Here is a 23,305-nt window from a genome sequence, read left to right as displayed (position 1 = left end):
GTGTTCATTCTGGGGCCTTATTGTACGGAGAAGTGGCATGAAATCAATGCATTAGACTGGAAGTGAAATGTTTTCATCTTTTTGATTTATAAGGACTTAATGTGATTTTATCTGGATTTTACCGCTATTTTAGGTCCATTTGAGGACGCACCGCACGCAGTCATTTATAAGTGTCGCATCCCAACCAACAAAGGATGTGAGCCTCAATGGAAATTGCGATTCAAGCTGCACTGTTTCAACAGCAATTTGGGTTGTGGGTTGTCGGTGCGGTGTTCTTCGCCGGACTGCTGACCAGTCTGACCCCTTGTGTTTATCCCATGCTGCCGATCACTGTGTCTGTGGTCGGGAGTCAGGCAACCAGCCGCTGGCAGGCACTGGGGCTGTCAGTGAGCTATGTGCTGGGTCTTGCTGTGGTCTATGCCTTGCTGGGCATCCTGGCCGCGACAACCGGTCAGTTATTCGGTGCGGTTGCGACGCATCCGCTGACCCTGATTGTGGTGGCAATATTCTGCTTCTCGATGGCGGCCTGGATGCTTGGCTGGATCAACCTGCCCGGGCTGGCGCTGAACCTGCCTTCTTCTGAATCCCGCCAGCGGCCTGTACTGGGGACGTTTGTGGCCGGAGCCTGTTCCGGGCTGGTGATGGCTCCCTGCACATCTCCGGTACTGGGCATGCTGCTGATGTATGTGGCGGCTTCCGGTAATGCGTACTGGGCGGCGTTGCTGATGTTTGTGTTTGCCCTGGGAATGAGTGCCTTACTGGTGCTGGCCGGTACGTTCAGTGGCCTGCTGGCATCTATGCCCCGATCGGGCCAGTGGATGAACCGGGTGAAATGGCTGATGGCTGTGGTGATGGCCGGAGCGGGATCTTTCTTTTTGTTTCAGGCAATTTAAATGGAGATGTGATGAAAATGTCTGTTTTGATCAACCGAGGAATGCAGGCTGCGGCTTTCGCGCTTGCGATATCAATACCGGCTGTACAGGCCATTGAACTGGATGAAGCAGCGCCGGTGTTTCAGGCGAAAACGCTGTCGGGTCAAACCTTTAACATCGCGGATTATCTGGGGAAGAAGCCGGTGTATCTCAAATTCTGGGCAACCTGGTGCAACTACTGCAAATCTGAAATGCCGCATCTGAATGCCATTGAACAACAGTATGGCGATGATATCGCTGTGGTGTCCGTGAATATTGGCCTGAATGATTCCGTTGCAAATATTCAGCAGTTTTTCCGGCAGGAAGGCTACAGCGTCCCGACTATTTTTGATCGGAAGGGGGAAATTACTCAGAAATATCAGGTGGTTGGCACCCCTTATCATGTATTGATCGATAAAAACGGCAAGGTGGCCTACCGCACGTTTCTGGCAACCGATCAACTGGATCAGCTGATTGAAAGCTGGGGTCAGCAAGACGTCGCACAGCACTGAATGTTCGGAGGACAACACCATGAAACGATTGACGATTTTATACACTCTACCCGTACTGGCCAGCCTGTGTTTTTCGGCGTTGGTTCAGTCTGAACCTGCCGTATCGCTGCTGGAAAAACAACAGACACTGGCCGGGACACCGGTGCAGCTGAACGAGAACCGGATCACGCATCTGGTGTTCATCGAAATCTGGGCCAGCTATGCCGGTTCAGGCCCGGAAGCGTTTGTGGCGAGCCTGCCGGAATCTTTTCAGAAACGTACGGATCGGATCTGGGTTCAGCCGGAGATCAATGTTACCCGGGCCCAGCTGCTGGAATTTCAGGGATACTATCCGCAAGTGGCTCCCATTGTGCTGGATCGCGGACGGCATTTACTGACAGGCTTCGGTTTGTGGCAGACCCCGGCCCATGTCCTGATTGAGAAAGGTAAGGTCGTGTTCAGTGGCAGCAATGAAGCCTTGCTGGACTACCTTGAGCCGGGCAGAAAAACGGCCGAAGCAAAAGCCCAAACCTGGGATGCACTGCAGCCACCGACGGCAGCCGCAAGTACGCCGGTCAAAGCAAAGCCTTATGTTGTTCCTCATGTGGGGGATACCGCGCCATTATTTCAGCGCCAGACGATGTCGGATCAACCGGTCTCTTTGGCAGCACTGTTGCAGCAGGGTCAGGCGCAGCAGCCGGTTTCTTTAGTGTTTCTGGATGCCTTGTGTCCGATGCCGCATTTCCCGGATTGTGAGCAGAAGATTGCGCAGTGGCAGCAACGGGTGGCAAAAGACAGCGCACGGCGCTGGGTGGGCGTGATCAGCGGTTATTATATTGATGCGTCGATTGCGTCAGCCTTTGCTGAAAAATTTGGTCTGACGGCACCACTGATCTTTGATACCGACAACAGTGTTTTCACCCAGTACGGTATTCATGCCACACCGTATCAGGTGGATGTCGGCCGTGACGGACGCATCGTCTATCGCGGAGATCGTCTGCACTGAGTCTGGTCGGGTTGCCTGGTCGGTGTGTTGTGATGGAACAGGTCTGCCAGACGGGCAATCAGCGGTTCGATAGCATTCAGCGAGACATTGCCAAAGCCAAGGACGGCCCCTTGCCAGCATCTGGCGGATGGCTGTGCATGTTCATAATAACTCAGCGGCCGCAGGACAATTCCTGCGGCTTCTGCTGTCTTCACAAAGGTCATTTCGTCCATCCCATGCTGCCATTTGACGGTGAGATGTAACCCGGCGGGCTGGCTGATAACTTCCAGTGTGTCGCCAAAATACCGGGCAATCATGGCCAGCATCCGCTGATGTTTTTCTTTGTACAACCGACGCATTTTGCGGATATGACGCAGCAGATCCCCTTCCTGAATAAAATCTGCCAGGGCAGCCTGTGTCAGGGCGGGTGTATCGCCGGTCAGGGCATCTTTGAGCATCAGGCAGCGCGGCATCAGTTCGGCCGGCACCACCAGATAGCCCAGCCGCAGGCCGTTAAACATGACTTTACTGAATGAACCGGCATAGAGGATCTGCTGATCGTTCCCCATCTGTCCTGCTAATCCCTGCATGCTGGTGTAGGGACGGTGGGCAAACTGGAACTCACTGTCATAGTCGTCTTCGATGATCCAGCGCTTTCCCTGCACCGCCCATTCAATCAGTCTGAGTCGTTGCTCGGTATTGAGCGTTGTTCCCATCGGGTACTGATTACTGGGGGTGAGATAGAGCGCATGGGCCGAACTGCTCAGCACCGCGTCGACATCCAGCCCCAGTGAAGGCAGAACCGGCAGCGGCAAGTCATCGTAGCCCTGCCAGTCGATGATCTTGCGCATTTGTGTATATCCCGGCTGCTCCATCAGGATTTGAGCGCCGCGGCTGAGCGTGGCCATCAAGGCCAGTGAGAGGGCCTGCTGGGCGCCGGACGTAATGAGGATTCGGCCGGGATCACAGTGGACCGAACGGCTGGTAGCCAGATAGTCGGATATTGCCTGGCGCAGTTCGGGTAAGCCCTGCAAGTCCTGATTTCCCATCAGGGCTTGGCGTCCGGCATGGCGCTGCAGCAGCTTTTGCCATTTGGCGGCAGGAAAGGCGGCCAGATCCGGCACGCCCGGTGCAAACGGGGCATTGATGTCCAGAGTCGGCTGAACCGGTGCTCTGGCCGGTGACGATAATAAAGCGGGCAGGTAATGATCCGGCAGTTCGACGGTGACATAAAAGCCGGATCCCAGACGGCTCTCAATGTAACCTTCGGCGACCAGCTGCTCGTAGGCGGCCGTCACCGTGTTTCGGCTCAGTGCCAGTTCCTGCGCCAGCTTGCGGGTGGACGGCAGTTTTCCGCCCGTGGGCCACAGATGACGGACAATCTTCGTTCGGATCGCATGAAACAGGCGTTCCTGACGCGTCCCGGTTCCGCTGGCGATCGAGAGATCACCGGTTTCAATCGGGGTTGGATTCGGGCGAGGCATAACCGGACCTTACAAGCGGATGATTCAGATGAAAATGAACAGACCAGTTTAACGGCTGCCGATCATTTTTCCTGCGTTATCCGTTGTGTTTCAGAAATTGAAGTAACCCCGGATATTCCTGTTCCAAAGCTTCCCGTCGCAGTTTGGCCAGAGAGCAGTTTCCGCGGTCAACGTGGGAGATCAGCCCGGCATCTTTCAGGATCTTGAAGTGATGAGAGCGGGTGGCTTTGGAGACGGTCAGCCCGAATGAAGTGCAGTGACGCTCTGCATTTTCTTCGTCGTGAAGCAAATCAAGCATGATCTTCAGCCTGATGGGATGGGCCAGGGCTTTGAGGATGTCTAACATGGCTGCCTGCCCGCAGCTGTCGCTTTTTTCCTGTTCCGGCATGGTCATTTTCCGAATAGATGAAAATATAAAACCATTGACATAGCCAAAGGTTCTCTTTAAGGTTCGAAAAAATTCGAACGTATGAAAATAATTGTACGTAAGGTTTAACTCAAACCATTGTAGTGGCAACAGGAAACAATGTCATGGAAGACCGTTGCCCTGCATATCAACCGCGAAGTCAATTCGAAGGACGCAAGATGATTGAGACAAAGTCGCCACACCCCAGCTTCATTCTGGCAGCGGTGCTGCTTGCTGTGTTTGTCGTACCCGGTTCTATTTCAGGGACGGCCGTTGCACTGCCTTTTATCAGCGCAGATTTGCAGGCCGACTCCACCCGTCTTCAGTGGGTGGTCAATGCGTTTAACCTGACTTTTGCCTGCTTTACGCTGATTTGGGGCACCCTTTCAGACAGCCTCGGCCGGAAACGCGCATTCATAACCGGAGCGTGCCTTTATGCGCTGGCTTCTGCCGGTTCACTGTTCTCGCCGGACGTGCTGTGGCTGGATCTGTTCCGGGCAATGGCCGGTATCGGCGGGGCTGCGATCTTCGCGTGCGGCAGTGCGATTCTGATCAGCGTGTTTGAGGGGCACCAGCGTACCCGGGCTTTTGCACTCTTTGGTATGACGGCTGGACTGGGGATTACGCTGGGGCCGACGATCTCCGGTGCATTGCTGGAATGGTCGGGTTGGCCGGCGATTTTCGGACTGCATGCCGGGGTCTTATGCATCGTGCTCATACTCAGTGTCTATATACCTGCGGATCTGCCAGCCAATCAGCGAACCGGCAGGTTAGATGTGACGGGGGCCGCACTCTTTATCGGCACGATGTTGCTGATGATGCTGACAATATCGCAGGGTGCCGACTGGGGCTGGCTCAGTCTCGAAACCCTGATGAGTGCTGTGATGGCGGTGTTGTTGCTGGCTGCTTTTGTGTTTAGGGTCAGCCGGTCAGCGCAACCGGTGTTGAATCTGGCGCTGCTCAGAAACCGCCGATTTTCAGGGCTGATACTGGTACCTGTGGCTGCGAGTTTTACCTTTGTGACTTTACTGACTTACTTCCCGACTTATCTGACCGGTGCCATGCAGATGCCGCCCTCAAAGGCGGGTTTCACAATGCTGTTTCTGACCTCGCCGGTGCTTATCTTTCCGCTGATTGCCGGAAGACTGGCCGCCAGAAGCATCAGCCCTGACCGGCTGATGTGCCTGAGTCTGGGCAGTCTGCTGACGGGTACTGCGTTGTTGCTGGTGTCGGTTGATCCGCTCAATTCTTTCGGGATGATTGCTGTGTCGCTGCTGATGATCGGGATGGGCATGGGGATGTCTGCCGGTTTGGTGGATGGGGAAGCTTTGGGTTGTGTCGGTCCGCATGAAACCGGTATGGCTGCCGGATTGCTGAACACTTTCCGTTTGGGCAGCGAAGCTGTGGCTGTGGCGCTGTATGGCTCCCTGCTGAGTGCGAGCCTGACGCAGTCGGGTTCTGGTTCGCTGGAGCAGGCCGGGCAATCTCAGCTGCTGAACCCAGCGATTTCAAGCTCTCAGGAAGCCTTCGTGCACACCAATGTTGTGTTGCTGATTGTGGCGTTTTTGGTGTCGGTTGTGAGTGTGTTTTTGATACGGGGCCGGGTGAAAGTCGTTCAGGTCAGCGCATAACTGGCCCCACCCTTTGTTTGAAACTGGCTCTGAAAATCAGGCCAGTTGCGCAGTACATTGCCCGTATTATCTGAAATGTACTGAATGCAGGGATGTTATGTTATCGACCACACCAAGAACCACGATCAAAAAAGCGTCGCACAAAGCTGCCGTTGAACAGGAAAAACTGTATCAGATCATCGATCAAAGCCTGATCGCACATATTGCGGTGAATGAGGCACAGGGCCCGGTGGTGATTCCGATGCTGGCCTGGCGGGTGGATCAGCATGTTTATATTCACGGTGCCAACAACAGCCGCCTGATCCGTGCGCTCAAAAAGGCGGAGCAGAGCTGTCTGACTTTCACCCTGTTTGACGGCTGGGTGCTGGCCCGTTCCGCCTTTCACCACAGTGCGCATTACCGCTCTGCAGTGGTTTTTGGTCAGTTTGAAACGGTTGAAGATGCATTGGAGAAGGATCGCCTGCTGAATCATTTTATTGAGCAGATTGCCCCGGGGCGGACGCAGGAAATCCGGCTGAGCAATGCCAGAGAGCTGGCTGCAACGTCGGTGTTACGGATCCCGCTCAGCGAGGCGTCGGTGAAGATCAGCAACGGAGATGTGAAAGATGATCTGGCGGATCTGGATGTGCCGGTCTGGGCCGGAATGATGCCGTACCGGACAGTGATTGGGCCGCTGAAAGCTGCTGCTGATTTGCATGAGTCGATCCCGACGCCGGATTACCGTGCACCTTATGGCGATCGGTGGCACGAGCGCGCGCATCAGGAATGATTCAGCGCGCCACTGAAAGCTTTCTCCGGAACAGCCCTCACTTGTGTTCAGTTGTTTGTACTGAGTTCAGAGGGCTGTATCTGCGATGTCAGGTATTACTGCCGGTTGACGAGATGAAAGCCGACCGAGGGGGTGACCCGGCCAAGGACATAAGCCAGTTTCGACAGGCCGACCCGGATCTCATCGTGGTTCCGTTGTAATCCGGTGATGGTTTCATGGGCCACGCGCTGTGGTGTCATCGCCCGGACCGTTGCCGGTAATCCGTTCTGGTGAAAAGGCGTGTCGACCAGCGGCGGCAGGACTTCCACCACCCGCAGGTCGTAATTTTTCACCTGTTCGCGCAGGCTCTGGGTAAAACTGTGCAGTCCGGCTTTGGCAGCACAGTAGTACGGATTAGCCGCTTTCGGGTTGTACACCAGCCCGGTGGTGACATTGATAATCATGGCGCCGGGTTGTTGCAGCAGCCGGGGCAGGGCATTGAGGGTCATGCCGATATGGGCTTCCAGATTATGGCGCAGTTCCAGCTCGTAATCTTCACAGTGGTCGTCATGTTCATGTTCATGGTCGGGTTCACGGTCAGCGCTGTCGGGTTGCCGCGCTGCCAGATTGTGCGGGCGGCTCCAGCCTGCGTTGTTGATCAGGACATCAAAATTCGGGTAATGATCATCCAGCCAGCGAAACAAAGCATGGCGCTCATTTTTCTCGGCAATATCCAGGCTGAATGTCACCACGCCCCGCGCTTCCAGCCGTGCCAGTTTTTCTTTATCCCGTCCCAGCACGATCACCGTATTTTCCGGCTGCAGCCGTTTGACCAGTTCAAGCCCGATACCTGAGCTGCCGCCGGAAATCACAATGGTTTTGCCGATCAGTTTTTGTGGTTTCATGTGTCCTCCTGTTGCCGTTTCACGGCCTTGATATAGGTACAGGAGCACATTAAGGCCGCCGGGCGGGAAACACTTTAACAAAGGTTAAAACGGCCTGATTTTGGTTTTACATGTGCCGCTGATAAGCATTCTGGACACCGAGCCGGGCACGGATCCGCGACAGCGAAACTTCGGATATCCCCAGATACGAGGCGATATGGTAATTGCGGAGTGTTTGATGGAGGGCCGGATACTGAGCGCAGAACTGCTGGTACAGCTCTGTGGGTGACAGCAGTAGCAGATCTGCTTCTCGGGTTTCTTTTTTCAAAGCCAGCCGGGTGAGCAGTGCCTGACTGAGCGACTGCCATACCGGATGTGTTGTGCAAAGCTGCCGGAAAGCCGTAAACGGTAGTGACAGACACAGGGTGTCCTGCAATGCTTCACAGCCAAAACGGGCCGGTTCGCCGGTATGCATGGAAGACAGGCTTGAAGCGACATCTGCTGTTTGCAGAAAGGACTTATTCCGCCGGGTACCATCCGGTTTGATGTAATAGTGGCACGCCAGTCCCTGACTGATAAAGCGCAGTTCCGGCGTCCGGTCTCCCGGATGAAAAATGGCTTCGCCGGCCCGGTATCTGACCTCGCGCGCCAGCATTAGAAGTTGCGCCCAGTCTTCATCGTCAACCGGCGTCAGCTGGTGAAGCGTGTGATGCAGTGCTGTATGCGGCGAGGTGATGTCCATGGGCGATGCTCCTGCGTTGTTTTCGGACTGGTCTTTAAAACGCCTCCAATAGCCATGAATCTTAGCGTGACGGATTCATGACGCGTGTTGGTAGCAGGGGAAGGAGACGTGCGGAAAATCTTAACATCAGCTGCTGTGGGGCGATGCGAGCAAGTGCACATCAGGGCACAGCATATTTAATGTTATCCGTGAGCTTTCCGCATGAAATGATCTGGTGCCTTATATCTGTTGAGGCTTAGTGAAGAGAATGTCCGATGCTTGAAAATAACGCCTCGAATAATGAGTTTCTGTGGTCTAAGATCAAAAGCTTACTGGGAACGACCATTTCTACGATTGGTTGTTTTTATTTCTGCTTGCTTGCGTATCAGATGTTTACCAAGTCTTTCTATTATGCTGAGCCAGAAAGTTTCGCCTATCAGGGGATGGCGCTGGGGGCTTTGCTGATCGCTGTGCCCTTTTTTCTGTTCGGTGTGAAATCATTCCTGTTGCTGCTGGGGAAACGACGCTAAACCGCTGCATCCTGTCTGCTTCGCCTGAATTGACCAAAATGCCTGGCGCGTTTTCAAGATTCAGGCGCTACTGTAATCAAATCGTTTGTGCTGCTGAAAAGTCGGCGATCTGGCCACAAGCCGGATGCCGGATATGCGATCTATTTTCCTGTCTGATCCAAGCTACTGACACTCCTTGACAAAGCGGTGTGATTTACTGCGTTTGAAATCAAACCAAGGAGAAATCACATGACGCAACAAAATGTAGTCGAAATCGTTCAATTCAAACTGGCTTCCGGCGTTTCAGAGTCCGATTTCATGACGGCGAATGAAGCATTTCAGGCCTGGGTGCTGCAACAACCGGGGTTGTTGTACCGTTCGTTGACAAAAGGCAGTGAGAGTCAGGAATATACCGATATCATTTACTGGGAATCGATGGCCCATGCCAAAGCGGTCACAGAGGCATTCTCGGGTGTGCCGGTCTGTCAGCAGCTCAACCAGTTGATTGACAAAGCAAGTGTGGCCATCACGCATCATACAGTGGTGTCACAATCAGCCTGTACGGGCTGAGGTCATACAATGGAATGAAGGGTTGGTATCGTGCATAAATCAGAACGTCTGTTCCAGCTGGTAAATTTGCTTAAAGGGCGGCGTCTGGCCATCACGGCAAAAACGCTGGCGGAACGGTTCAGTGTGTCAGAACGGACGATTTACCGCGATATCCAGCATCTTCAGAGTTCAGGCGTTCCCATTGAGGGTGAAGCGGGGATCGGCTATCACATTGCCGATTATCCGCTTCCGCCGATGATGTTCACGTATGATGAACTCACGGCACTTTTGCTGGGAAGCAAAATGGTAGATGCCTGGACCGATACACACCTCGGCGAGAATGCAAAGTCTGCGATTGCCAAAATAGAAGCCGTGCTGCCGAAGCATCTGAAACAGCAGCACGACCATTCACCATACCTGGTTTCAAGCTTTAACCACGGCCCGCAACAGAAAGTCTTCAGCGCCCGGTTGCGCTCCGCGATTGAGTCAAAAAATATTGTTGTTCTGCATTATCAGGACGTTGAATCGCGGCAGACACGGCGTCCGGTCGAACCGCTGGGGCTGGTCTACTGGGGCGGCAAATGGACGTTGATTGCCTTTTGCCAGTTGCGCCACGACTACCGCGAGTTCCGGTTAGACCGAATCCTTGATGTTGAGCTTACCGAACAGCACTTTGCGTGCCATGCGCAGAAAAATCTCAGTCATTATGTTGCGCTTGTGAAAGCGAAATATGCGGCACTGGCAGCTAAAGGGATTCACGGCGCAGACTGTGATGGTCCGGCTGAAGGATAATATCAAACGCGTGACTGAACTGACGTGTGAACAACACCAGCCGTAAAACATCAGGCGTTCAACGAAAAAGCAAAGAGATGTCCGTCCGGGCTCGTCTGCATCTGCTTTCCAGCCCAAATAGATCCATGGTTCGCCCGAATTTCACGGCGCCATGCCAAGTTCTGGAAGCTGTTTATTAATTCCTCCAGAGTATGATTTGACGTTGAGTGGGTCGCAAATGGGATATAACACAGGTTTTGAATAAATTTGTTGTTGTTATTTTATGCGTTTATGTAATTCCTTAACTACGCTATCAATGCTCGCTTCAAATGCTCACATTATTGTCATAACGCTGAGTACCGGCGCAGAAAAACACAACAAAAGATGGAAGATGATATGAATAAAAAGCACTTGGCAATTGCAGTGGCAGCTGCATTCTATGGATCGCAGGCTTTGGCAGTGGAATTGTATAACGAAGCAAATACCACTTTTGCAATCGGTGGACATGTTTCTGTTGGGCTTGGCGGTTCTGATGAGGGTGAAACTGAAGTTCAGCAAGTTTCACCGCGTATTAACTTTCTTGCGACACAAGATATCGGAAACGGCTTCACCGCTGATGCAAAAGGCGAGTGGGCACTGAATTATCTGGAAGGCGGCGAGGAAACCTTCTCCACGCGTCTGGGTTACATTGGTGTATCGCACAAAGCTTATGGACGCGGCGTAGTGGGCACGCAGTGGTCTCCATATTACGATGGCGCCGGCATTGCGGATTTGCCTATCGCGTTTGCGAACGACTTCCTGTATGACGATCAGGGCCCGCTGGGTACTGCCCGGGCTGAGAGAATGATCTCCTACCGGAATAGTTACAATTTCAATCAGGCGGGTGTGTTCTCGTTTGGCCTGGGCTGGCAAGGGAAAACCACCGGTGAAGAACTGGCTGGTGCTGACGCAGAATATGATGCGCGCTTCCAGATTGCGCTGAACTATTCCATCATGGGCTTTGGTCTGAACTATGCCTACAACACCGGCGATGTGAAGACGGCAGCCATTGATGACACGGCGGTTTCGCACATGTTCAGTGCCAATTACGGGACTTATGGGGATGGCCTGTACGTTGCTGTCGTGTATGCCATGAACGAGTACATGAACCAGGGGCTGGAAGAGTCGATTGCGATTGAAGGTCTGCTGGCCTATGCCTTACCCAACAGCCTCAACCTGAGTGTGAACTACGAGTCGGTCGACGACGACAAAAACAACGACACCATCTTCAGTCAGATGGCGCTCCAGGCGGAATATAACTTTACGCCGACCTTCGTCGGGTTCGCGGGCTACCAGTTTGACTTAGGAAACGATATCAACGTTCCAGAAGATGACATGTGGATTCTGGGGATGCGTTACTACCTGTAACCGATTGACCAAACTATCCAAGTCAGCGCTGCGGGGAAACCTGCGGCGCTTTTTATTTTTGTTTCATTGCATGATCGATTCTTCGTTTTCCCACAGGATATCGGGATGAGTTTCTTTGGCGGAGCTACGCTTTGAAAGTGTTTAACAGAAATAACCCCTTCAAGATTGTTTAGCAGAGAGTTTCATTTTTCAGGACAACTTGAAGTAGCGAGGTGAAAGAGGATTACTTTGGTGGTGAGCGAAATGTGCAATCGCTGGGTGGGTTTTTGGAACGCGGTGTGATTCTACGGTCTAATTTTTCCGTGTTTGTTATCTTCTACTGCACGTCTACGACCTATTGTATTTATTGGTGCATCATATCCTCCAGACCGACATAAGATATGTTTATTTAGCTTCGAGTCGGTTGAGGAATGCTAATGTTGCTGAGTTTATTGAAGGAGTTAGTGCAAACTGAACAGTTCATATTCTTCAAGCTACTGTTTTTTCTTCATTGTTGGATATACAAAATGGCATAATGATACATAGTAGTATCCAACGAAACAGGACGTACAGAAGGATAAAAATGAAAAAATTAAATGCTGCAACTTTATTTACTATTACTACTTTTATGTCAGGGTGCTCCACTATTAATTACAATACAGGTGCTAAAACAGAGCTCTTTTCTGAACCTCCTGTAGGGGATGTTGTTGAGGCATATGTCGGTGATTACATGTTAGATCAGGGAAAGTCTACAACAATGGAATACCTTACAATCACGCATCTTATTGATGGTATAGCATATGATATTCTACCAGGCTCTTATGCTCGTATTGGTGATTTTGAAGGGATCCCATATTTTTCAGCAACCAATGTCAATGGACAAAGTGTCAGATACACAGCTGGCTTAATTGACCCGCCAATTGCGTTACATACAAAGAAGCAAAATGAAGTCTGTGTTACTTCCGTCTCGTATCAAGCAGCTTCATGTTACGATGGTCAACTAAAAGTTGAAGAAAGAACGATCACTGATAACCAATCCTTCCAGCAAACTCTGATTTATAATGGTTCTGTTGGTAAAAAGATCAATATATCGTATCGAGAATTTTCAAATGGTTCTGCTCGAAATGCATTTACGAATAATGTCGAGTATGACATGAGTAAATCAAACATTATTAATTACAAAGGTGCTCAAATTGAAGTGCTTGGCTATGATAATAGCTCTATCAAATTTAAAGTACTAAAGCATTTTCGTTCAGATTACACAGTAAATATGTAGTTATACTGTTTTCTATCTATTTAACATAGAATCAATTCTTCTCCACCTAAAATCCTAGAGCGCTGGGTCGGCCACATCAGACTGGCCCAGCCACCATCTCCCAGCTTGACTCTCACCCCATAACATTTCTATCAATCCGGCGTCATTGTCTCGTTCCTGTCCGGGTCCGGTTTTTGGCTGCGATTTTAGGCTGTTTGTCGTCGTCGACGAAAAAAGCACATCAGAATCTTCGGTAATCGTCCTCAAGCACGAACTTCCTCTGCCAGTATGAATACCAATCTATGACTTACGATCTACAGACAGATAAGCATGGCATTTCAATATATGGATGTCAGTTCAGACATGGTAAGTGATGGAATCTTACGGATAGGTTTCCATAAAAACGACTGAAAAGTTGAGTGAGCGGAAGGTATGACGGGCAGGATATAGACCTACCAAAACGAAAAAAGGCTCATGAATTTCTCCATAAGCCTTCCGGAATTCTGGTGGCCCCTCCCAGACTTGAACTGGGGACCAAGCGATTATGAGTCGCCTGCTCTAACCACTGAGCTAAGGGGCCAAATGTGCAGGTGATTATATGGGAAGGGTAGAGTAAAGTCCACCGGACCTGAGGGAGGTTTTGTTTGTTTCTTAGGCAGTTAAATCATCGCTCAGCCCTTGTGCGGCAAGGGATGTGAGGCAGGTCACGCTGTGTTGCAAGCAAAGAAAAAGCGGGCTGAAATGGCCCGCTTTGTCGTTTTATTTTTCGGTTTCAACGTCTGGCGTAGAAACTAATCTGCTTACTCGTCGAGGAAGCTACGCAGCACGTCGGAACGGCTTGGGTGGCGCAGTTTACGCAGAGCTTTGGCTTCAATCTGACGGATACGCTCACGGGTAACGTCGAACTGCTTGCCGACTTCTTCCAGTGTGTGGTCCGTGTTCATGTCGATACCAAAACGCATCCGCAGTACCTTGGCTTCACGAGGCGTCAGGCCAGCCAGCACTTCGTTGGTTGCCGCACGCAGGTTAGTTGCGGTGGCTGAATCCATCGGCAGCTGCAGCGTGGTATCTTCAATGAAGTCGCCCAGATGTGAATCTTCATCATCACCGATTGGCGTTTCCATCGAGATTGGCTCTTTGGCAATCTTCAGCACTTTGCGGATCTTGTCTTCCGGCATCTGCATGCGTTCAGCCAGTTCTTCCGGCAGTGGTTCACGGCCCATCTCCTGCAGCATCTGACGAGAGATACGGTTCAGTTTGTTGATGGTTTCGATCATGTGAACCGGGATACGGATGGTCCGCGCCTGGTCAGCAATCGAACGGGTGATGGCCTGACGGATCCACCAGGTCGCATACGTCGAGAACTTGTAACCACGGCGGTATTCGAACTTGTCGACCGCTTTCATCAGACCGATGTTCCCTTCCTGAATCAGATCCAGGAACTGCAGGCCGCGGTTGGTGTATTTCTTGGCAATCGAAATGACCAGACGCAAGTTCGCCTCAACCATTTCTTTCTTGGCGCGACGGGCCTTGGCTTCACCAATCGACATACGACGGCTGATGTCTTTGATTCGCTCAATGGACAGGCCGGTTTCGTCTTCCAGCATGCGCAGTTTGGTGGTCGCACGACGAAGATCTTCTTCGTAGTTCTTCAGACGCTCAGCATAAGGCTTGCCGGAGTTCAGTGCTTCATCAATCCACGCAGAAGAAGATTCATTACCGCTGAACAGCTGAACGAAGGTTTTCTTCGGCATCTTGCTGTTGTCGACACACATACGCATGATCAGGCGCTCATTGGTGCGCACTTTATCCATGGAATCACGCAGTGAGCTGACTAGGCGGTCAAACTGTTTCGGGATCAGACGGAACTGTTTGAAGACTTCGGACAGTTCTTCAATGGCGACTTCGGTATCTGCATGATGACGGCCATTTTTGTTGATCGCAATGGCCATTTTTTCATAAGACACACGCAGCTCTTTGAACTTCTCGCGTGCAACTTCCGGATCGATGCTGCCGTCATCTTCATCGGCGGAGCTATCGTCGTCATCGTCTTCCAGATCTTTGTCTTCGTCTTCCAGATCTGATTCGCTGAGCTCAGAACCGATGTGCGTTGCTGTCGGTGCAGTCGTCTCTTCTTCGTTAGGATCCACGAAGCCTGAAATGATATCAGTCAGACGCAGTTCTTCTGCTTCGACCTTGTCAAACTGCTCCAGCAGGTGCGAGATGGCAGACGGGTACTCAGCAACAGAACACTGAACCTGATTGATACCATCTTCGATACGCTTGGCGATGTCGATTTCGCCTTCGCGGGTCAGCAGCTCAACCGTACCCATTTCGCGCATATACATGCGAACCGGGTCGGTGGTACGGCCAATTTCACTTTCTACGCTCGATAGTGCCTGAGCCGCCGCTTCAATGGCGTCTTCGTCGGCATTATCTTCAGTCATCATGAGTTCATCGGCATCAGGGGCGGTTTCCACCACCTTAATACCCATGTCGTTGATCATCTGAATAATGTCTTCAACCTGATCAGAGTCAACAATGTCTTCTGGCAGGTGGTCATTAACTTCGGCATAGGTCAGATAGCCTTGCTCTTTGCCCTTGGCAACAAGCAACTTTAGCTGTGACTGCGGATTTTGCTCCATAGACGATATCCAACTTAGGGTCTGAGTGAGAAAAAAGAATGCAGAAATGCAAACCAGTAATTATAACAAATGTCAGAATTGTTGACTACTTTTTAGTCGGGGCGATTCAACAGCAATAGCTGGAGCTCCCGCTTCTCTTCGACTGATAAGCCGACGGTGTTCGATTTAGCCTGCAACTTCTCAATTTGTTGGGTGACGCACTGATCGATAACTTTATCCATCGCGTCAAAAAATACAGTATGTAAACTGCTTTCGTCGTTGCCGAGAGGAATATCCCAGGTGGCGAGCCGCGCCATCAGCTGTTCTTGTTCCGTTTCTCGCCAATCTTCAAGTAACTGTCCAGTTGTGATATTGGGACGAAGTCGACATTTATCAACTATTGTCAGCAATAATTTTAGGCCGGCCAGTTCAATGCCGACAAAGTCCCCGGTGTTCAGCTCCAGCTCAGAAGCAAAGCCCGGGTTTTGCAGCAACAGGGCAATCGCCACCCGCATCGGGGTACGCTTGATTGCAGGTTGCGCGATGCGAACCGGTTTGTTGTCGCCGTGTTCGCTGATGAGTTGCCTGAGCTGCTCCTCATCCGGAAGACCGAGTCTTTGACCCAGAACTTTCCTTAAGTATAGCCGCAGGGTACCGCCCGGGACCTTGTCAATCAGGGGCACAGCCAGCGTACTGAGCTTGGCTTTGCCTTCCCGGCTGCTGGTATCGACCTGCTGCAACAGTGTTGAGAACAGGAAATCAGACAGCGTCATCGCTTCACTGATTTGCTGCTCAAATGCTTCTTTCCCGTACAGGCGAACATAACTGTCCGGGTCTTCGCCATCGGGCAGGAACATAAATTTCAGTTGGCGGCCGTCGGAGAGATAGGGCAGTGCCTGCTCCATCGCCCGCCAGGCGGCATCCCGTCCGGCACGGTCACCGTCATAACAACAGACCACGGTACCGGTTTGCCGGAACAAATTCTGCATATGATCGCCGGTGGTTGAGGTGCCAAGAGAGGCAACCGCATAGTCGACGCCGTACTGCGCCAGTGCGACCACATCCATGTAACCTTCGACGACTAAAATTCGCTCAGGTTCCCGGTAGGTCTGCATCACCTGATACAGACCATAGAGCTCACGCCCTTTGTGGAAAATCGGTGTTTCCGGCGAGTTCAGATATTTGGGTGTCCCGTCACCCAGAACCCGGCCGCCAAAACCAATGACCCGGCCGCGGCGGTCGTGGATCGGAAACATAATCCGGCCACGGAAGCGGTCATAGCGTCGGCCCTGATCGTTTTCAATCAGCATGCCGGCACTGACCAGATCTTTCTGAGCCTGCTCGGTCCGGCCGAAGCGCTGGCGCACCAGATCCCACTGATCCGGGATATAGCCAATGCCAAACTGCTTGACGATTTCGCCCGACAGGCCACGTCCCTTCAGGTAGTCAATTGCAATCTGTGCTTCATGCTGTCGAAGCTGGGACTGATAATATTGGGCGACCTGACCCATCAGGTCATAAAGACTTTGTTTTTCCTGTCGTTTCGCCGGGCTCTGGCCGCTGCCCTGTTCACGGGGCACTTCAAGGCCAAGCTGAGACGCCAGATCTTCCACCGCTTCAACAAAATCGAGGCGGTCAAACTCCATCACGAAATCGAGGACGTTGCCTTTGGCACCACAGCCGAAGCAATAATAGAACTGTTTGTCCGGGCTGACAGAAAAAGAAGGGGTTTTCTCATTATGGAACGGACAACAGGCGCCGTAGTTCTTCCCCTGTTTCTTGAGTTTCACCCGCGCATCAATGACATCCACAATGTCATGTCGTGCGATGAGATCGTCAATAAACGAACGGGGGATTTTGCCTGCCATACAATGAGTGTTACCTGAAATTTGTCCGGGAGAGATACAAACAAGCCGCGCGTTCCTTGGAGGATAGCACGGCTTGCTGTAGAGCTGGGGCAGTATTAACCGAGTTTGGCTTTCACCAGTTGGCTAACTTTCCCCATATCGGCACGACCCTGAAGCTGTGGTTTGAGCACAGCCATCAGTTTACCCATGTCTTGCATCGTGCTGGCACCAGTGCTGGCAATTGCTTCATCCAGCAGAGCGGCAACTTCGTCGTCGCTCAGTGGCTGAGGCATAAATTCCTCAAGCACGGTAATTTCAGCAAGCTCGACATCGGCCAGATCCTGACGGCCTGCAGCCTCATACTGAGCTACAGAGTCACGACGCTGTTTTACCATTTTCGTCAGTACTGCCACGATGTCGTCGTCGGTCAGTGTGATCTTCTCGTCGACTTCACGTTGTTTGATAGCAGCCAGAACCAGACGGATAGCACCCAGACGGGCTTTATCCTTTGCCTTCATGGCGGCTTTCTGTTCGTTCTTAATACTTTCGATCAGGGCCATTACGCTGTCCTTGTTCTCTGTAAATTAGTACAGACGAACGCGACGTGCGTTTTCGCGAGCCAATTTTTTCAGGTGACGCTTAACTGCCGCTGCTTTAGCGCGCTTACGTACAGTTGTTGGCTTTTCGAAGTGCTCACGACGACGAACTTCAGAAAGGATACCTGCTTTTTCGCAAGAGCGCTTGAAACGACGTAGAGCTACGTCGAACGGTTCGTTTTCACGTACTTTGACTACTGGCATGTAATACTCACCTCAGAGTGATTCGGTTAACGCTGATGATCTAAATTATCAGCTGATTAAAAATGGTGCGAAATTCTAATCTGATCCGGGGCCATTTGTAAAGTATTCTGCAAGCCAGAACTGGTGAAATTCTGTCAACAGCGGTAACATGCCCCTCCGACGTTCCGCACCGGCTAACGGCTTTCGTTAGTAAGTATATATAAGTATAGAGGTTGATATGCGTATCCTGGGCATCGAAACGTCCTGTGATGAGACAGGCGTGGCGATTTACGATGATGAGAAAGGCCTGCTGGCTCATGAGTTGTACAGCCAAGTCAAGCTGCACGCCGACTATGGTGGTGTCGTGCCTGAGCTGGCCTCAAGGGACCATGTCAAAAAGACTATTCCGCTGGTAAAACAGGCACTGGCGGATGCCGGTCTGACACCGGCCGACCTCGACGGTGTGGCTTATACTGCCGGACCGGGTCTGGTGGGCGCATTGCTGGTTGGTGCAACGATTGGCCGCAGTCTGGCCTATGCCTGGAACCTGCCGGCTGTGGCGGTCCATCATATGGAAGGCCACCTGCTGGCGCCGATGCTGGAAGAGAATCCGCCGGAATTTCCGTTTGTCGCGTTGCTGGTGTCCGGCGGCCACACCATGATGGTGGAAGTGAAGTGCATCGGCGAATACCGCATTCTGGGCGAGTCGATTGATGATGCGGCCGGTGAAGCTTTCGATAAAACGGCCAAACTGATGGGACTGGATTATCCGGGCGGACCGCTGCTGTCGAAACTGGCCGATCAGGGCACGTCGGGTCGTTTTACGTTTCCGCGTCCGATGACGGATCGTCCGGGGATGGATTTCAGTTTTTCCGGTCTGAAGACCTTTGCGGCGAATACCATTCGCGCCAATGACGATGATGCGCAGACCCGGGCGGATATTGCCTGTGCTTTCCAGGAAGCGGTGGTGGATACGCTGGCGATCAAATGTAAGCGTGCCCTCAAAGAAACCGGCTTTAAGCGTCTGGTGATTGCCGGGGGCGTCAGTGCCAACAGGCACCTGCGTTCCGAACTGGCGAAACTGATGGAAAGTCTGGACGGGGAAGTGTTTTATCCGCGGACTGAGTTCTGTACGGATAATGGCGCCATGATTGCATATGCGGGCATGCAGCGTCTGAAAAATCAGGAAATCATGGACCTCGGCGTGAAAGCCCATCCGCGCTGGCCGATTGATACCCTCAAGCCATTGCGCTGATCCCTTTCACGGTACCAACCGTGGCCGTGAATACCGCATGAACCGCCAGAAGAATTCAGGATTTCGGCTGGCGGTTAAATTTATGCCAGATCTTATATTCTTTGCCGTCGAGCAGACGGCGGACATTCTCGTGGTGACGGAGAATAATCAGGCAGGACAGCATGGCTACCGGCATGGTGTACTGAGGTTTGACCCACCAGGTAAACATGGGGGCCAGCAGTGCTGTAATCATAGATGCCAGTGATGAATAGCCGCCGATGACTGCCACAATCACCCAGGTCGCAATCAGCATGCCGCTGAGATCCCAGCCAATCGGTGCCAGTGCCCCCAGTGCAGTGGCCACGCCTTTACCGCCCCGGAAATGGAAGAAAATAGGGTAGATATGCCCCAGACAGGCCGCGATACCGATGACGCCCAGCAAAAACGGATTGATTCCTAAAAAGTAGCTGAGCCACACCGGCAGCATCCCTTTGAGGATATCGCATACCAACACCAGCGCAGCGGCGCCCCGGCCGCCAAGACGAAGCACGTTGGTGGCTCCCGGGTTGCCTGAACCGCTGTCGCGCGGATCCGGCAGGCGGAACAGGCGGCAGATCAGCACCGCACTGGAGATCGAGCCCAGCAGATAAGCGGCAATGATGATCAGCAACACCAGTGGCGTCATAGCGGCTCCTGTTGATTCGTGACGGCATCGTCGTTCGGATAAATTGGGGGTTCACCTCATACCACGTCTGATGACATTCTTCCTGACAGCTGTGGTATAGTGCCTCCACTTGCAGGGGCCCGCTGCATGATTGCGACGGGAAACCCGCATTCAGTCATCAAAAGTGACAGTTCAGTCCCGATAATACGCACTTTTGCTCACATTGGGTATCCGACCTCTGGGGTAAATTATCCCTAAATAATTTAGCGATGGAACATGGATTCAGTATTTATCGAACATCTTGACGTGATCGCCTCAATTGGCGTGTACGATTGGGAACAGGAAATTAAGCAGAAACTGGTGTTGGATCTGGAAATGGCCCATGACAATCAGCCAGCCGCCCGGGCTGATGATGTTGCCCTGGCTCTGGATTATGCTGCTGTCAGCCAGGCCGTCACCGAGTTTGTAGAGCAGGGACGTTTTCTGCTGGTCGAGCGAGTCGCAGAAGAAGTTGCCAGCCTGATCATGACACAATTCCAGGTGCCATGGATTCAGGTCAGAGTGACCAAACCGGGTGCGGTACCGAATGCCCGTGGCGTCGGTGTGGTAATTCAACGGGGATGCCGTGACTGAGGTTTACATCAGTATCGGCAGTAATATCGACCGGGAGCGCTCTGTGCGTGCAGCAGTGTCTGAGCTCAGACAACTGGGAACCGGATTTCGTGTGTCGCGCATTTATGAAGCGGAGCCGGTTGGTTTTGAAGGACCGAATTTTTTCAATTGTGTGGTGGCATTTAACACCGAGCTCTCGCCGTCTGCCCTGCAAACACAATTGAAAACGCTGGAGCTGCAGTACGGCCGTCAGCCGGACGCGAAGAAAAACCAGAGCCGGACGCTGGATTTGGATCTGCTGCTTTACGGTGATCTGATCCGTGCGCAGTCGCCCGTCTTACCTCGTGATGATATTTATAAGTTTGCTTTCGTGTTACAGCCGCTGATGGAGCTTTGCCCGCAGCAGGTTGTACCGGGAGATGGCAGAACCGTGGCAGAGTTGTGGCAGGCTTTTGATCAGCCGCAGGTGCTCAGACCGGTCGTCATGGAAATTTGACCTGAATTTGCCGTATCCGCAGGAACCGACGCAAAATCCTGCGGTCAATCTGTTCTGTTGGTGAATTTAAATAACAAGGTCGGCAGACCGCAAAAAGTAAAGGAAAGCAATGAGTCATTTTGAAGCATTCATGTTGGCATTGATCCAGGGACTGACGGAGTTTTTGCCCATCTCCAGTTCGGCGCACCTGATTTTGCCATCTCAGGTCTTTGGCTGGGCCGATCAGGGACTGGCATTCGATGTTGCGGTACATGTTGGCACACTGGCTGCTGTGGTGCTCTACTTCCGCAAAGAAGTGGTTTCATTGCTGTCGGCCTGGGTGAACTCCATTTTCACCCGGAAGTGCTGCCGGGAAGCCACACTGGCCTGGATGATTGTGCTGGCAACCATTCCTGCCTGTGTTTTTGGTTTTTTTATGGCGGATATCATCGAACACTACCTGCGCTCTGCGTGGGTGATTGCGGTGACGACCATCGTGTTTGGTCTGCTGCTGTGGTGGGTGGATCGCCGGGCACCACAGAATATCGATGAATATGCGGCCGATCCGAAGCGCTCACTTTATATTGGTCTGGCGCAGGCTGCCGCGATGATCCCGGGTACATCCCGTTCTGGTGCCACCATGACTGCAGCCCTGTATCTGGGATTCACCCGTGAAGCGGCGGCACGATTTTCATTTTTAATGTCTATTCCGATTATTGTCCTGGCGGGCACTTATCTGGGCACGAAACTGGCGGAGAGTCCGGTGCCGGTTGATTTCGGCGGGCTGGGGATTGGTTTGGCCGTCTCGTTTGTCAGCGCCTATGCCTGTATTCACGTCTTTCTGAAGCTGGTCACGCGTTTGGGCATGTTCCCATTCGTCATTTACCGTCTGCTGCTGGGGGCCGGATTGATTGCCTTCCTGATGAGCCAGCAGTAATCGAGATGTGGTTTGAATGAAATGAAGCCGGACTTTTTTGTCCGGCTTTTTTGTGTGCGGCTGAATGCGAAGAGGCACATTTCGAAGCCTTGCAACCTCACAGAACCGTCTGCCTGGGTTGTCTATCGTCCCAGCACCAGAGCTGCGGCTTCGCAGCGACGTGCGGCCAGCTGTTCTTTAATCTCGGCACCCTTGTAACCCGCAGCAACGATTGGTTTGACTTCGACTGCCTGTGCGGCTGCAAATACTGTCAGTAATACATCGGCCTGCGGATAAGGATCATCCTCAAAGCCTGTCCGGCCACGCACATCAGCCCGGCAGCACAGCGCTAGCTGTTCCACCCGCTCTGGTTTTCGCCACGCGTCAATCTGGTCAAAAATCTTAATGAAGGTGGCAGGGCGCAGCGCATTCGCATTGTGGACTTTGGTGTGCTGGGCACACACCATTAACGCCGCATCGCGGTAATGATTCGGGATTCTCAGTCGCTGGCACAGACTGCGGATCACATCCAGTCCGAGCTGACAGTGCAGTTTATGGCTCGGCAGCTCAGCCACCGGAGAGAGGGCTTTGCCGAGGTCATGGACCTGAGCGCAGAACCGGATCACCGGGTCCTTACTCAGCAAAGCTGCCTGATAAGACACCATCAGGGTATGAATGCCGGTATCTATTTCCGGATGCCATTTGGCTGGCTGCGGCACGCCGAAGAGGGCATCAATTTCCGGCATCACCACACCCAGCGCACCACACTGGCGAAGCACGGTCAGAAAGATGTCCGGACGTTCCGTCGACAGCGCACGTTCCCATTCCTGCCAGACCCGTTCCGGGGTCAGGGCTTCCAGTTCTCCTTCAACCACCATTTCCTGCATCAGGGACAGGGTTTCCGGAGCCACGGTAAAGCCCTGCGGCGCAAATCGGGCAGCAAAGCGGGCGACTCTCAGTACCCGCAGCGGGTCTTCCACAAATGCCGGAGAAACATGGCGGAGCTGGCGTTTTTCCAGATCATGCTGACCCTGATAAGGATCGATCAGCGATCCGTCTTCCGCTTCGGCGATGGCATTGATCGTCAGATCCCGACGCATCAGATCCTGTTCCAGCGTGACATCCGGCGCGGCATAGCATGTAAAGCCGGTGTAGCCTCTGCCTGCTTTTCGCTCGGTACGGGCCAGCGCATATTCTTCTTTGGTTTTCGGGTGCAGAAAGACGGGAAAGTCACTACCTACCTGGCTGAAACCCTGATCCAGCATTTGCTGCGGGGTGGTGCCGACAACAACCCAGTCTTTGTCTTTGACGGGCAGGCCTAACAGCTTGTCCCGTACAGCACCACCAACCAGATAAATCTCCACTTTTCTCTCCTAGTCTTTTGTCAGTCTTGCCCCCGAAGGGTATACAATCGGTGTCACGA

General features: G+C 52.4%; 24 protein-coding genes and 1 tRNA gene. 14 read left to right on the top strand and 11 right to left on the bottom strand.

Annotated features, from left to right (window positions below; genetic code table 11):
* The first annotated feature begins 206 nt into the window (after nt 1–206).
* Genes L4174_RS14095 through L4174_RS14085 form a run of 3 tightly spaced genes read left to right on the top strand, consistent with a single transcriptional unit; the run spans nt 207 to nt 2,408 of the window.
* On the top strand, nt 207–893 hold the full coding sequence (locus tag L4174_RS14095) for a cytochrome c biogenesis protein CcdA (protein WP_248141512.1): 687 nt from the start codon (nt 207–209) through the stop codon (nt 891–893).
* Between the two features lie 11 nt (nt 894–904).
* Entirely contained in the window at nt 905–1,423 is a 519-nt protein-coding gene (locus L4174_RS14090) for a TlpA disulfide reductase family protein (protein ID WP_248141511.1), read from the top strand.
* Nucleotides 1,424–1,442: 19 nt separating this feature from the next.
* Complete coding sequence (locus tag L4174_RS14085; protein ID WP_248141510.1) at nt 1,443–2,408, top strand: peroxiredoxin; 966 nt, start codon at nt 1,443–1,445, stop codon at nt 2,406–2,408.
* Here L4174_RS14085 and L4174_RS14080 read toward each other — a convergent pair.
* A complete protein-coding gene (locus L4174_RS14080) occupies nt 2,384–3,871 on the bottom strand; it encodes a PLP-dependent aminotransferase family protein (protein ID WP_248141509.1) in 1,488 nt (495 codons plus the stop codon). The genes L4174_RS14085 and L4174_RS14080 overlap by 25 nt on opposite strands.
* Before the next feature lie 76 nt (nt 3,872–3,947).
* Nucleotides 3,948–4,259, bottom strand: a complete 312-nt coding sequence (locus tag L4174_RS14075; RefSeq protein ID WP_248141508.1) for a helix-turn-helix transcriptional regulator — start codon at nt 4,257–4,259, stop codon at nt 3,948–3,950.
* A gap of 197 nt (nt 4,260–4,456) precedes the next feature.
* On the opposite strand from L4174_RS14075, the gene L4174_RS14070 reads away from it, so the two are divergent.
* Together L4174_RS14070 and L4174_RS14065 are read left to right on the top strand one after the other, a co-directional pair.
* A complete protein-coding gene (locus L4174_RS14070) occupies nt 4,457–5,908 on the top strand; it encodes an MFS transporter (RefSeq protein ID WP_248141507.1) in 1,452 nt (483 codons plus the stop codon).
* A gap of 97 nt (nt 5,909–6,005) precedes the next feature.
* Nucleotides 6,006–6,677, top strand: a complete 672-nt coding sequence (locus L4174_RS14065; protein WP_248141506.1) for a pyridoxamine 5'-phosphate oxidase family protein — start codon at nt 6,006–6,008, stop codon at nt 6,675–6,677.
* Between the two features lie 95 nt (nt 6,678–6,772).
* Here the strand turns inward: L4174_RS14065 and L4174_RS14060 are convergent, their stop codons facing one another.
* Together L4174_RS14060 and L4174_RS14055 are read right to left on the bottom strand one after the other, a co-directional pair.
* Nucleotides 6,773–7,561, bottom strand: a complete 789-nt coding sequence (locus L4174_RS14060; protein ID WP_248141505.1) for an SDR family oxidoreductase — start codon at nt 7,559–7,561, stop codon at nt 6,773–6,775.
* Nucleotides 7,562–7,667: 106 nt separating this feature from the next.
* The gene (locus L4174_RS14055) at nt 7,668–8,282 is read right to left on the bottom strand and encodes a Crp/Fnr family transcriptional regulator (RefSeq protein ID WP_248141504.1); all 615 of its coding nucleotides are present in this window, start codon (nt 8,280–8,282) and stop codon (nt 7,668–7,670) included.
* A gap of 254 nt (nt 8,283–8,536) precedes the next feature.
* Here L4174_RS14055 and L4174_RS14050 point away from each other — a divergent pair, with 254 nt between their 5' ends.
* The 5 genes from L4174_RS14050 to L4174_RS14030 all read left to right on the top strand — a co-directional run bounded on the left by L4174_RS14050 (nt 8,537) and on the right by L4174_RS14030 (nt 12,752).
* Nucleotides 8,537–8,791 (top strand): hypothetical protein, encoded by a 255-nt coding sequence (locus tag L4174_RS14050; protein ID WP_248141503.1) that lies wholly within the window; start codon nt 8,537–8,539, stop codon nt 8,789–8,791.
* Nucleotides 8,792–9,019: 228 nt separating this feature from the next.
* Entirely contained in the window at nt 9,020–9,340 is a 321-nt protein-coding gene (locus tag L4174_RS14045) for a hypothetical protein (protein WP_248141502.1), read from the top strand.
* A gap of 30 nt (nt 9,341–9,370) precedes the next feature.
* A complete protein-coding gene (locus L4174_RS14040) occupies nt 9,371–10,111 on the top strand; it encodes a YafY family protein (protein ID WP_248141501.1) in 741 nt (246 codons plus the stop codon).
* A gap of 375 nt (nt 10,112–10,486) precedes the next feature.
* Nucleotides 10,487–11,497 (top strand): porin, encoded by a 1,011-nt coding sequence (locus tag L4174_RS14035; RefSeq protein ID WP_248141500.1) that lies wholly within the window; start codon nt 10,487–10,489, stop codon nt 11,495–11,497.
* A gap of 562 nt (nt 11,498–12,059) precedes the next feature.
* Nucleotides 12,060–12,752, top strand: a complete 693-nt coding sequence (locus L4174_RS14030; RefSeq protein WP_248141499.1) for a hypothetical protein — start codon at nt 12,060–12,062, stop codon at nt 12,750–12,752.
* A 483-nt stretch (nt 12,753–13,235) separates the two neighbouring features.
* Here the strand turns inward: L4174_RS14030 and L4174_RS14025 are convergent.
* The 5 genes from L4174_RS14025 to rpsU all read right to left on the bottom strand — a co-directional run bounded on the left by L4174_RS14025 (nt 13,236) and on the right by rpsU (nt 18,002).
* Nucleotides 13,236–13,311, bottom strand: a tRNA-Ile gene (locus L4174_RS14025).
* Nucleotides 13,312–13,531: 220 nt separating this feature from the next.
* Nucleotides 13,532–15,376, bottom strand: a complete 1,845-nt coding sequence (gene rpoD, locus L4174_RS14020; protein ID WP_248141498.1) for an RNA polymerase sigma factor RpoD — start codon at nt 15,374–15,376, stop codon at nt 13,532–13,534.
* A 92-nt stretch (nt 15,377–15,468) separates the two neighbouring features.
* Nucleotides 15,469–17,223, bottom strand: a complete 1,755-nt coding sequence (gene dnaG, locus L4174_RS14015) for a DNA primase (RefSeq protein ID WP_248141497.1) — start codon at nt 17,221–17,223, stop codon at nt 15,469–15,471.
* 95 nt (nt 17,224–17,318) lie between these two features.
* On the bottom strand, nt 17,319–17,762 hold the full coding sequence (locus L4174_RS14010) for a GatB/YqeY domain-containing protein (protein ID WP_248141496.1): 444 nt from the start codon (nt 17,760–17,762) through the stop codon (nt 17,319–17,321).
* A gap of 24 nt (nt 17,763–17,786) precedes the next feature.
* Nucleotides 17,787–18,002, bottom strand: coding sequence for a 30S ribosomal protein S21 (rpsU, locus tag L4174_RS14005; protein ID WP_002537656.1), 216 nt, complete (start codon nt 18,000–18,002; stop codon nt 17,787–17,789).
* Between the two features lie 217 nt (nt 18,003–18,219).
* On the opposite strand from rpsU, the gene tsaD reads away from it, so the two are divergent.
* The gene (gene tsaD / locus L4174_RS14000) at nt 18,220–19,236 is read left to right on the top strand and encodes a tRNA (adenosine(37)-N6)-threonylcarbamoyltransferase complex transferase subunit TsaD (RefSeq protein WP_248141495.1); all 1,017 of its coding nucleotides are present in this window, start codon (nt 18,220–18,222) and stop codon (nt 19,234–19,236) included.
* 55 nt (nt 19,237–19,291) lie between these two features.
* Here tsaD and plsY read toward each other — a convergent pair whose 3' ends face one another.
* Nucleotides 19,292–19,900 carry a glycerol-3-phosphate 1-O-acyltransferase PlsY gene (gene plsY / locus L4174_RS13995; RefSeq protein WP_248141494.1) on the bottom strand — a complete coding sequence of 203 codons (609 nt, stop codon included), beginning with the start codon at nt 19,898–19,900 and terminating at the stop codon, nt 19,292–19,294.
* A gap of 255 nt (nt 19,901–20,155) precedes the next feature.
* On the opposite strand from plsY, the gene folB reads away from it, so the two are divergent.
* The 3 genes from folB to L4174_RS13980 all read left to right on the top strand — a co-directional run bounded on the left by folB (nt 20,156) and on the right by L4174_RS13980 (nt 21,903).
* A complete protein-coding gene (folB, locus tag L4174_RS13990; protein WP_248141493.1) occupies nt 20,156–20,512 on the top strand; it encodes a dihydroneopterin aldolase in 357 nt (118 codons plus the stop codon).
* The gene (folK, locus tag L4174_RS13985; protein ID WP_248141492.1) at nt 20,505–20,987 is read left to right on the top strand and encodes a 2-amino-4-hydroxy-6-hydroxymethyldihydropteridine diphosphokinase; all 483 of its coding nucleotides are present in this window, start codon (nt 20,505–20,507) and stop codon (nt 20,985–20,987) included. The genes folB and folK overlap by 8 nt, the downstream gene beginning before the upstream one ends.
* 109 nt (nt 20,988–21,096) lie before the next feature.
* Entirely contained in the window at nt 21,097–21,903 is an 807-nt protein-coding gene (locus L4174_RS13980) for an undecaprenyl-diphosphate phosphatase (protein WP_248141491.1), read from the top strand.
* Between the two features lie 122 nt (nt 21,904–22,025).
* Here the strand turns inward: L4174_RS13980 and L4174_RS13975 are convergent, their stop codons facing one another.
* Nucleotides 22,026–23,246 (bottom strand): multifunctional CCA addition/repair protein, encoded by a 1,221-nt coding sequence (locus tag L4174_RS13975; protein WP_248141490.1) that lies wholly within the window; start codon nt 23,244–23,246, stop codon nt 22,026–22,028.
* Nucleotides 23,247–23,305: the final 59 nt, after the last annotated feature.

The organism is Photobacterium sp. CCB-ST2H9 (assembly GCF_023151555.2).
In the GTDB taxonomy this organism is placed as follows: Bacteria; Pseudomonadota; Gammaproteobacteria; order Enterobacterales; family Vibrionaceae; genus Photobacterium.
The sequence above is the reverse complement of the archived record's forward strand: the minus strand, read 5'-3'. Positions and strand labels throughout refer to the sequence as shown.

What these genes read in the sequence shown, in the direction of transcription:
- L4174_RS14050 (WP_248141503.1), top strand. Translation starts at nt 8,537, where the DNA reads ATGCTTGAAAATAACGCCTCGAATAATGAGTTTCTGTGGTCTAAGATC.
- L4174_RS14095 (WP_248141512.1), top strand. Translation starts at nt 207, where the DNA reads ATGGAAATTGCGATTCAAGCTGCACTGTTTCAACAGCAATTTGGGTTG.
- L4174_RS14090 (WP_248141511.1), top strand. Translation starts at nt 905, where the DNA reads ATGAAAATGTCTGTTTTGATCAACCGAGGAATGCAGGCTGCGGCTTTC.
- folB (WP_248141493.1), top strand. Translation starts at nt 20,156, where the DNA reads ATGGATTCAGTATTTATCGAACATCTTGACGTGATCGCCTCAATTGGC.
- dnaG (WP_248141497.1), bottom strand. Translation starts at nt 17,223, where the DNA reads ATGGCAGGCAAAATCCCCCGTTCGTTTATTGACGATCTCATCGCACGA.
- L4174_RS14030 (WP_248141499.1), top strand. Translation starts at nt 12,060, where the DNA reads ATGAAAAAATTAAATGCTGCAACTTTATTTACTATTACTACTTTTATG.
- L4174_RS14080 (WP_248141509.1), bottom strand. Translation starts at nt 3,871, where the DNA reads ATGCCTCGCCCGAATCCAACCCCGATTGAAACCGGTGATCTCTCGATC.
- L4174_RS14085 (WP_248141510.1), top strand. Translation starts at nt 1,443, where the DNA reads ATGAAACGATTGACGATTTTATACACTCTACCCGTACTGGCCAGCCTG.
- L4174_RS14045 (WP_248141502.1), top strand. Translation starts at nt 9,020, where the DNA reads ATGACGCAACAAAATGTAGTCGAAATCGTTCAATTCAAACTGGCTTCC.
- L4174_RS14035 (WP_248141500.1), top strand. Translation starts at nt 10,487, where the DNA reads ATGAATAAAAAGCACTTGGCAATTGCAGTGGCAGCTGCATTCTATGGA.
- L4174_RS14075 (WP_248141508.1), bottom strand. Translation starts at nt 4,259, where the DNA reads ATGCCGGAACAGGAAAAAAGCGACAGCTGCGGGCAGGCAGCCATGTTA.
- L4174_RS14055 (WP_248141504.1), bottom strand. Translation starts at nt 8,282, where the DNA reads ATGGACATCACCTCGCCGCATACAGCACTGCATCACACGCTTCACCAG.
- L4174_RS14070 (WP_248141507.1), top strand. Translation starts at nt 4,457, where the DNA reads ATGATTGAGACAAAGTCGCCACACCCCAGCTTCATTCTGGCAGCGGTG.
- plsY (WP_248141494.1), bottom strand. Translation starts at nt 19,900, where the DNA reads ATGACGCCACTGGTGTTGCTGATCATCATTGCCGCTTATCTGCTGGGC.
- L4174_RS14010 (WP_248141496.1), bottom strand. Translation starts at nt 17,762, where the DNA reads ATGGCCCTGATCGAAAGTATTAAGAACGAACAGAAAGCCGCCATGAAG.
- L4174_RS14060 (WP_248141505.1), bottom strand. Translation starts at nt 7,561, where the DNA reads ATGAAACCACAAAAACTGATCGGCAAAACCATTGTGATTTCCGGCGGC.
- L4174_RS13980 (WP_248141491.1), top strand. Translation starts at nt 21,097, where the DNA reads ATGAGTCATTTTGAAGCATTCATGTTGGCATTGATCCAGGGACTGACG.
- rpoD (WP_248141498.1), bottom strand. Translation starts at nt 15,376, where the DNA reads ATGGAGCAAAATCCGCAGTCACAGCTAAAGTTGCTTGTTGCCAAGGGC.
- L4174_RS14065 (WP_248141506.1), top strand. Translation starts at nt 6,006, where the DNA reads ATGTTATCGACCACACCAAGAACCACGATCAAAAAAGCGTCGCACAAA.
- rpsU (WP_002537656.1), bottom strand. Translation starts at nt 18,002, where the DNA reads ATGCCAGTAGTCAAAGTACGTGAAAACGAACCGTTCGACGTAGCTCTA.
- tsaD (WP_248141495.1), top strand. Translation starts at nt 18,220, where the DNA reads ATGCGTATCCTGGGCATCGAAACGTCCTGTGATGAGACAGGCGTGGCG.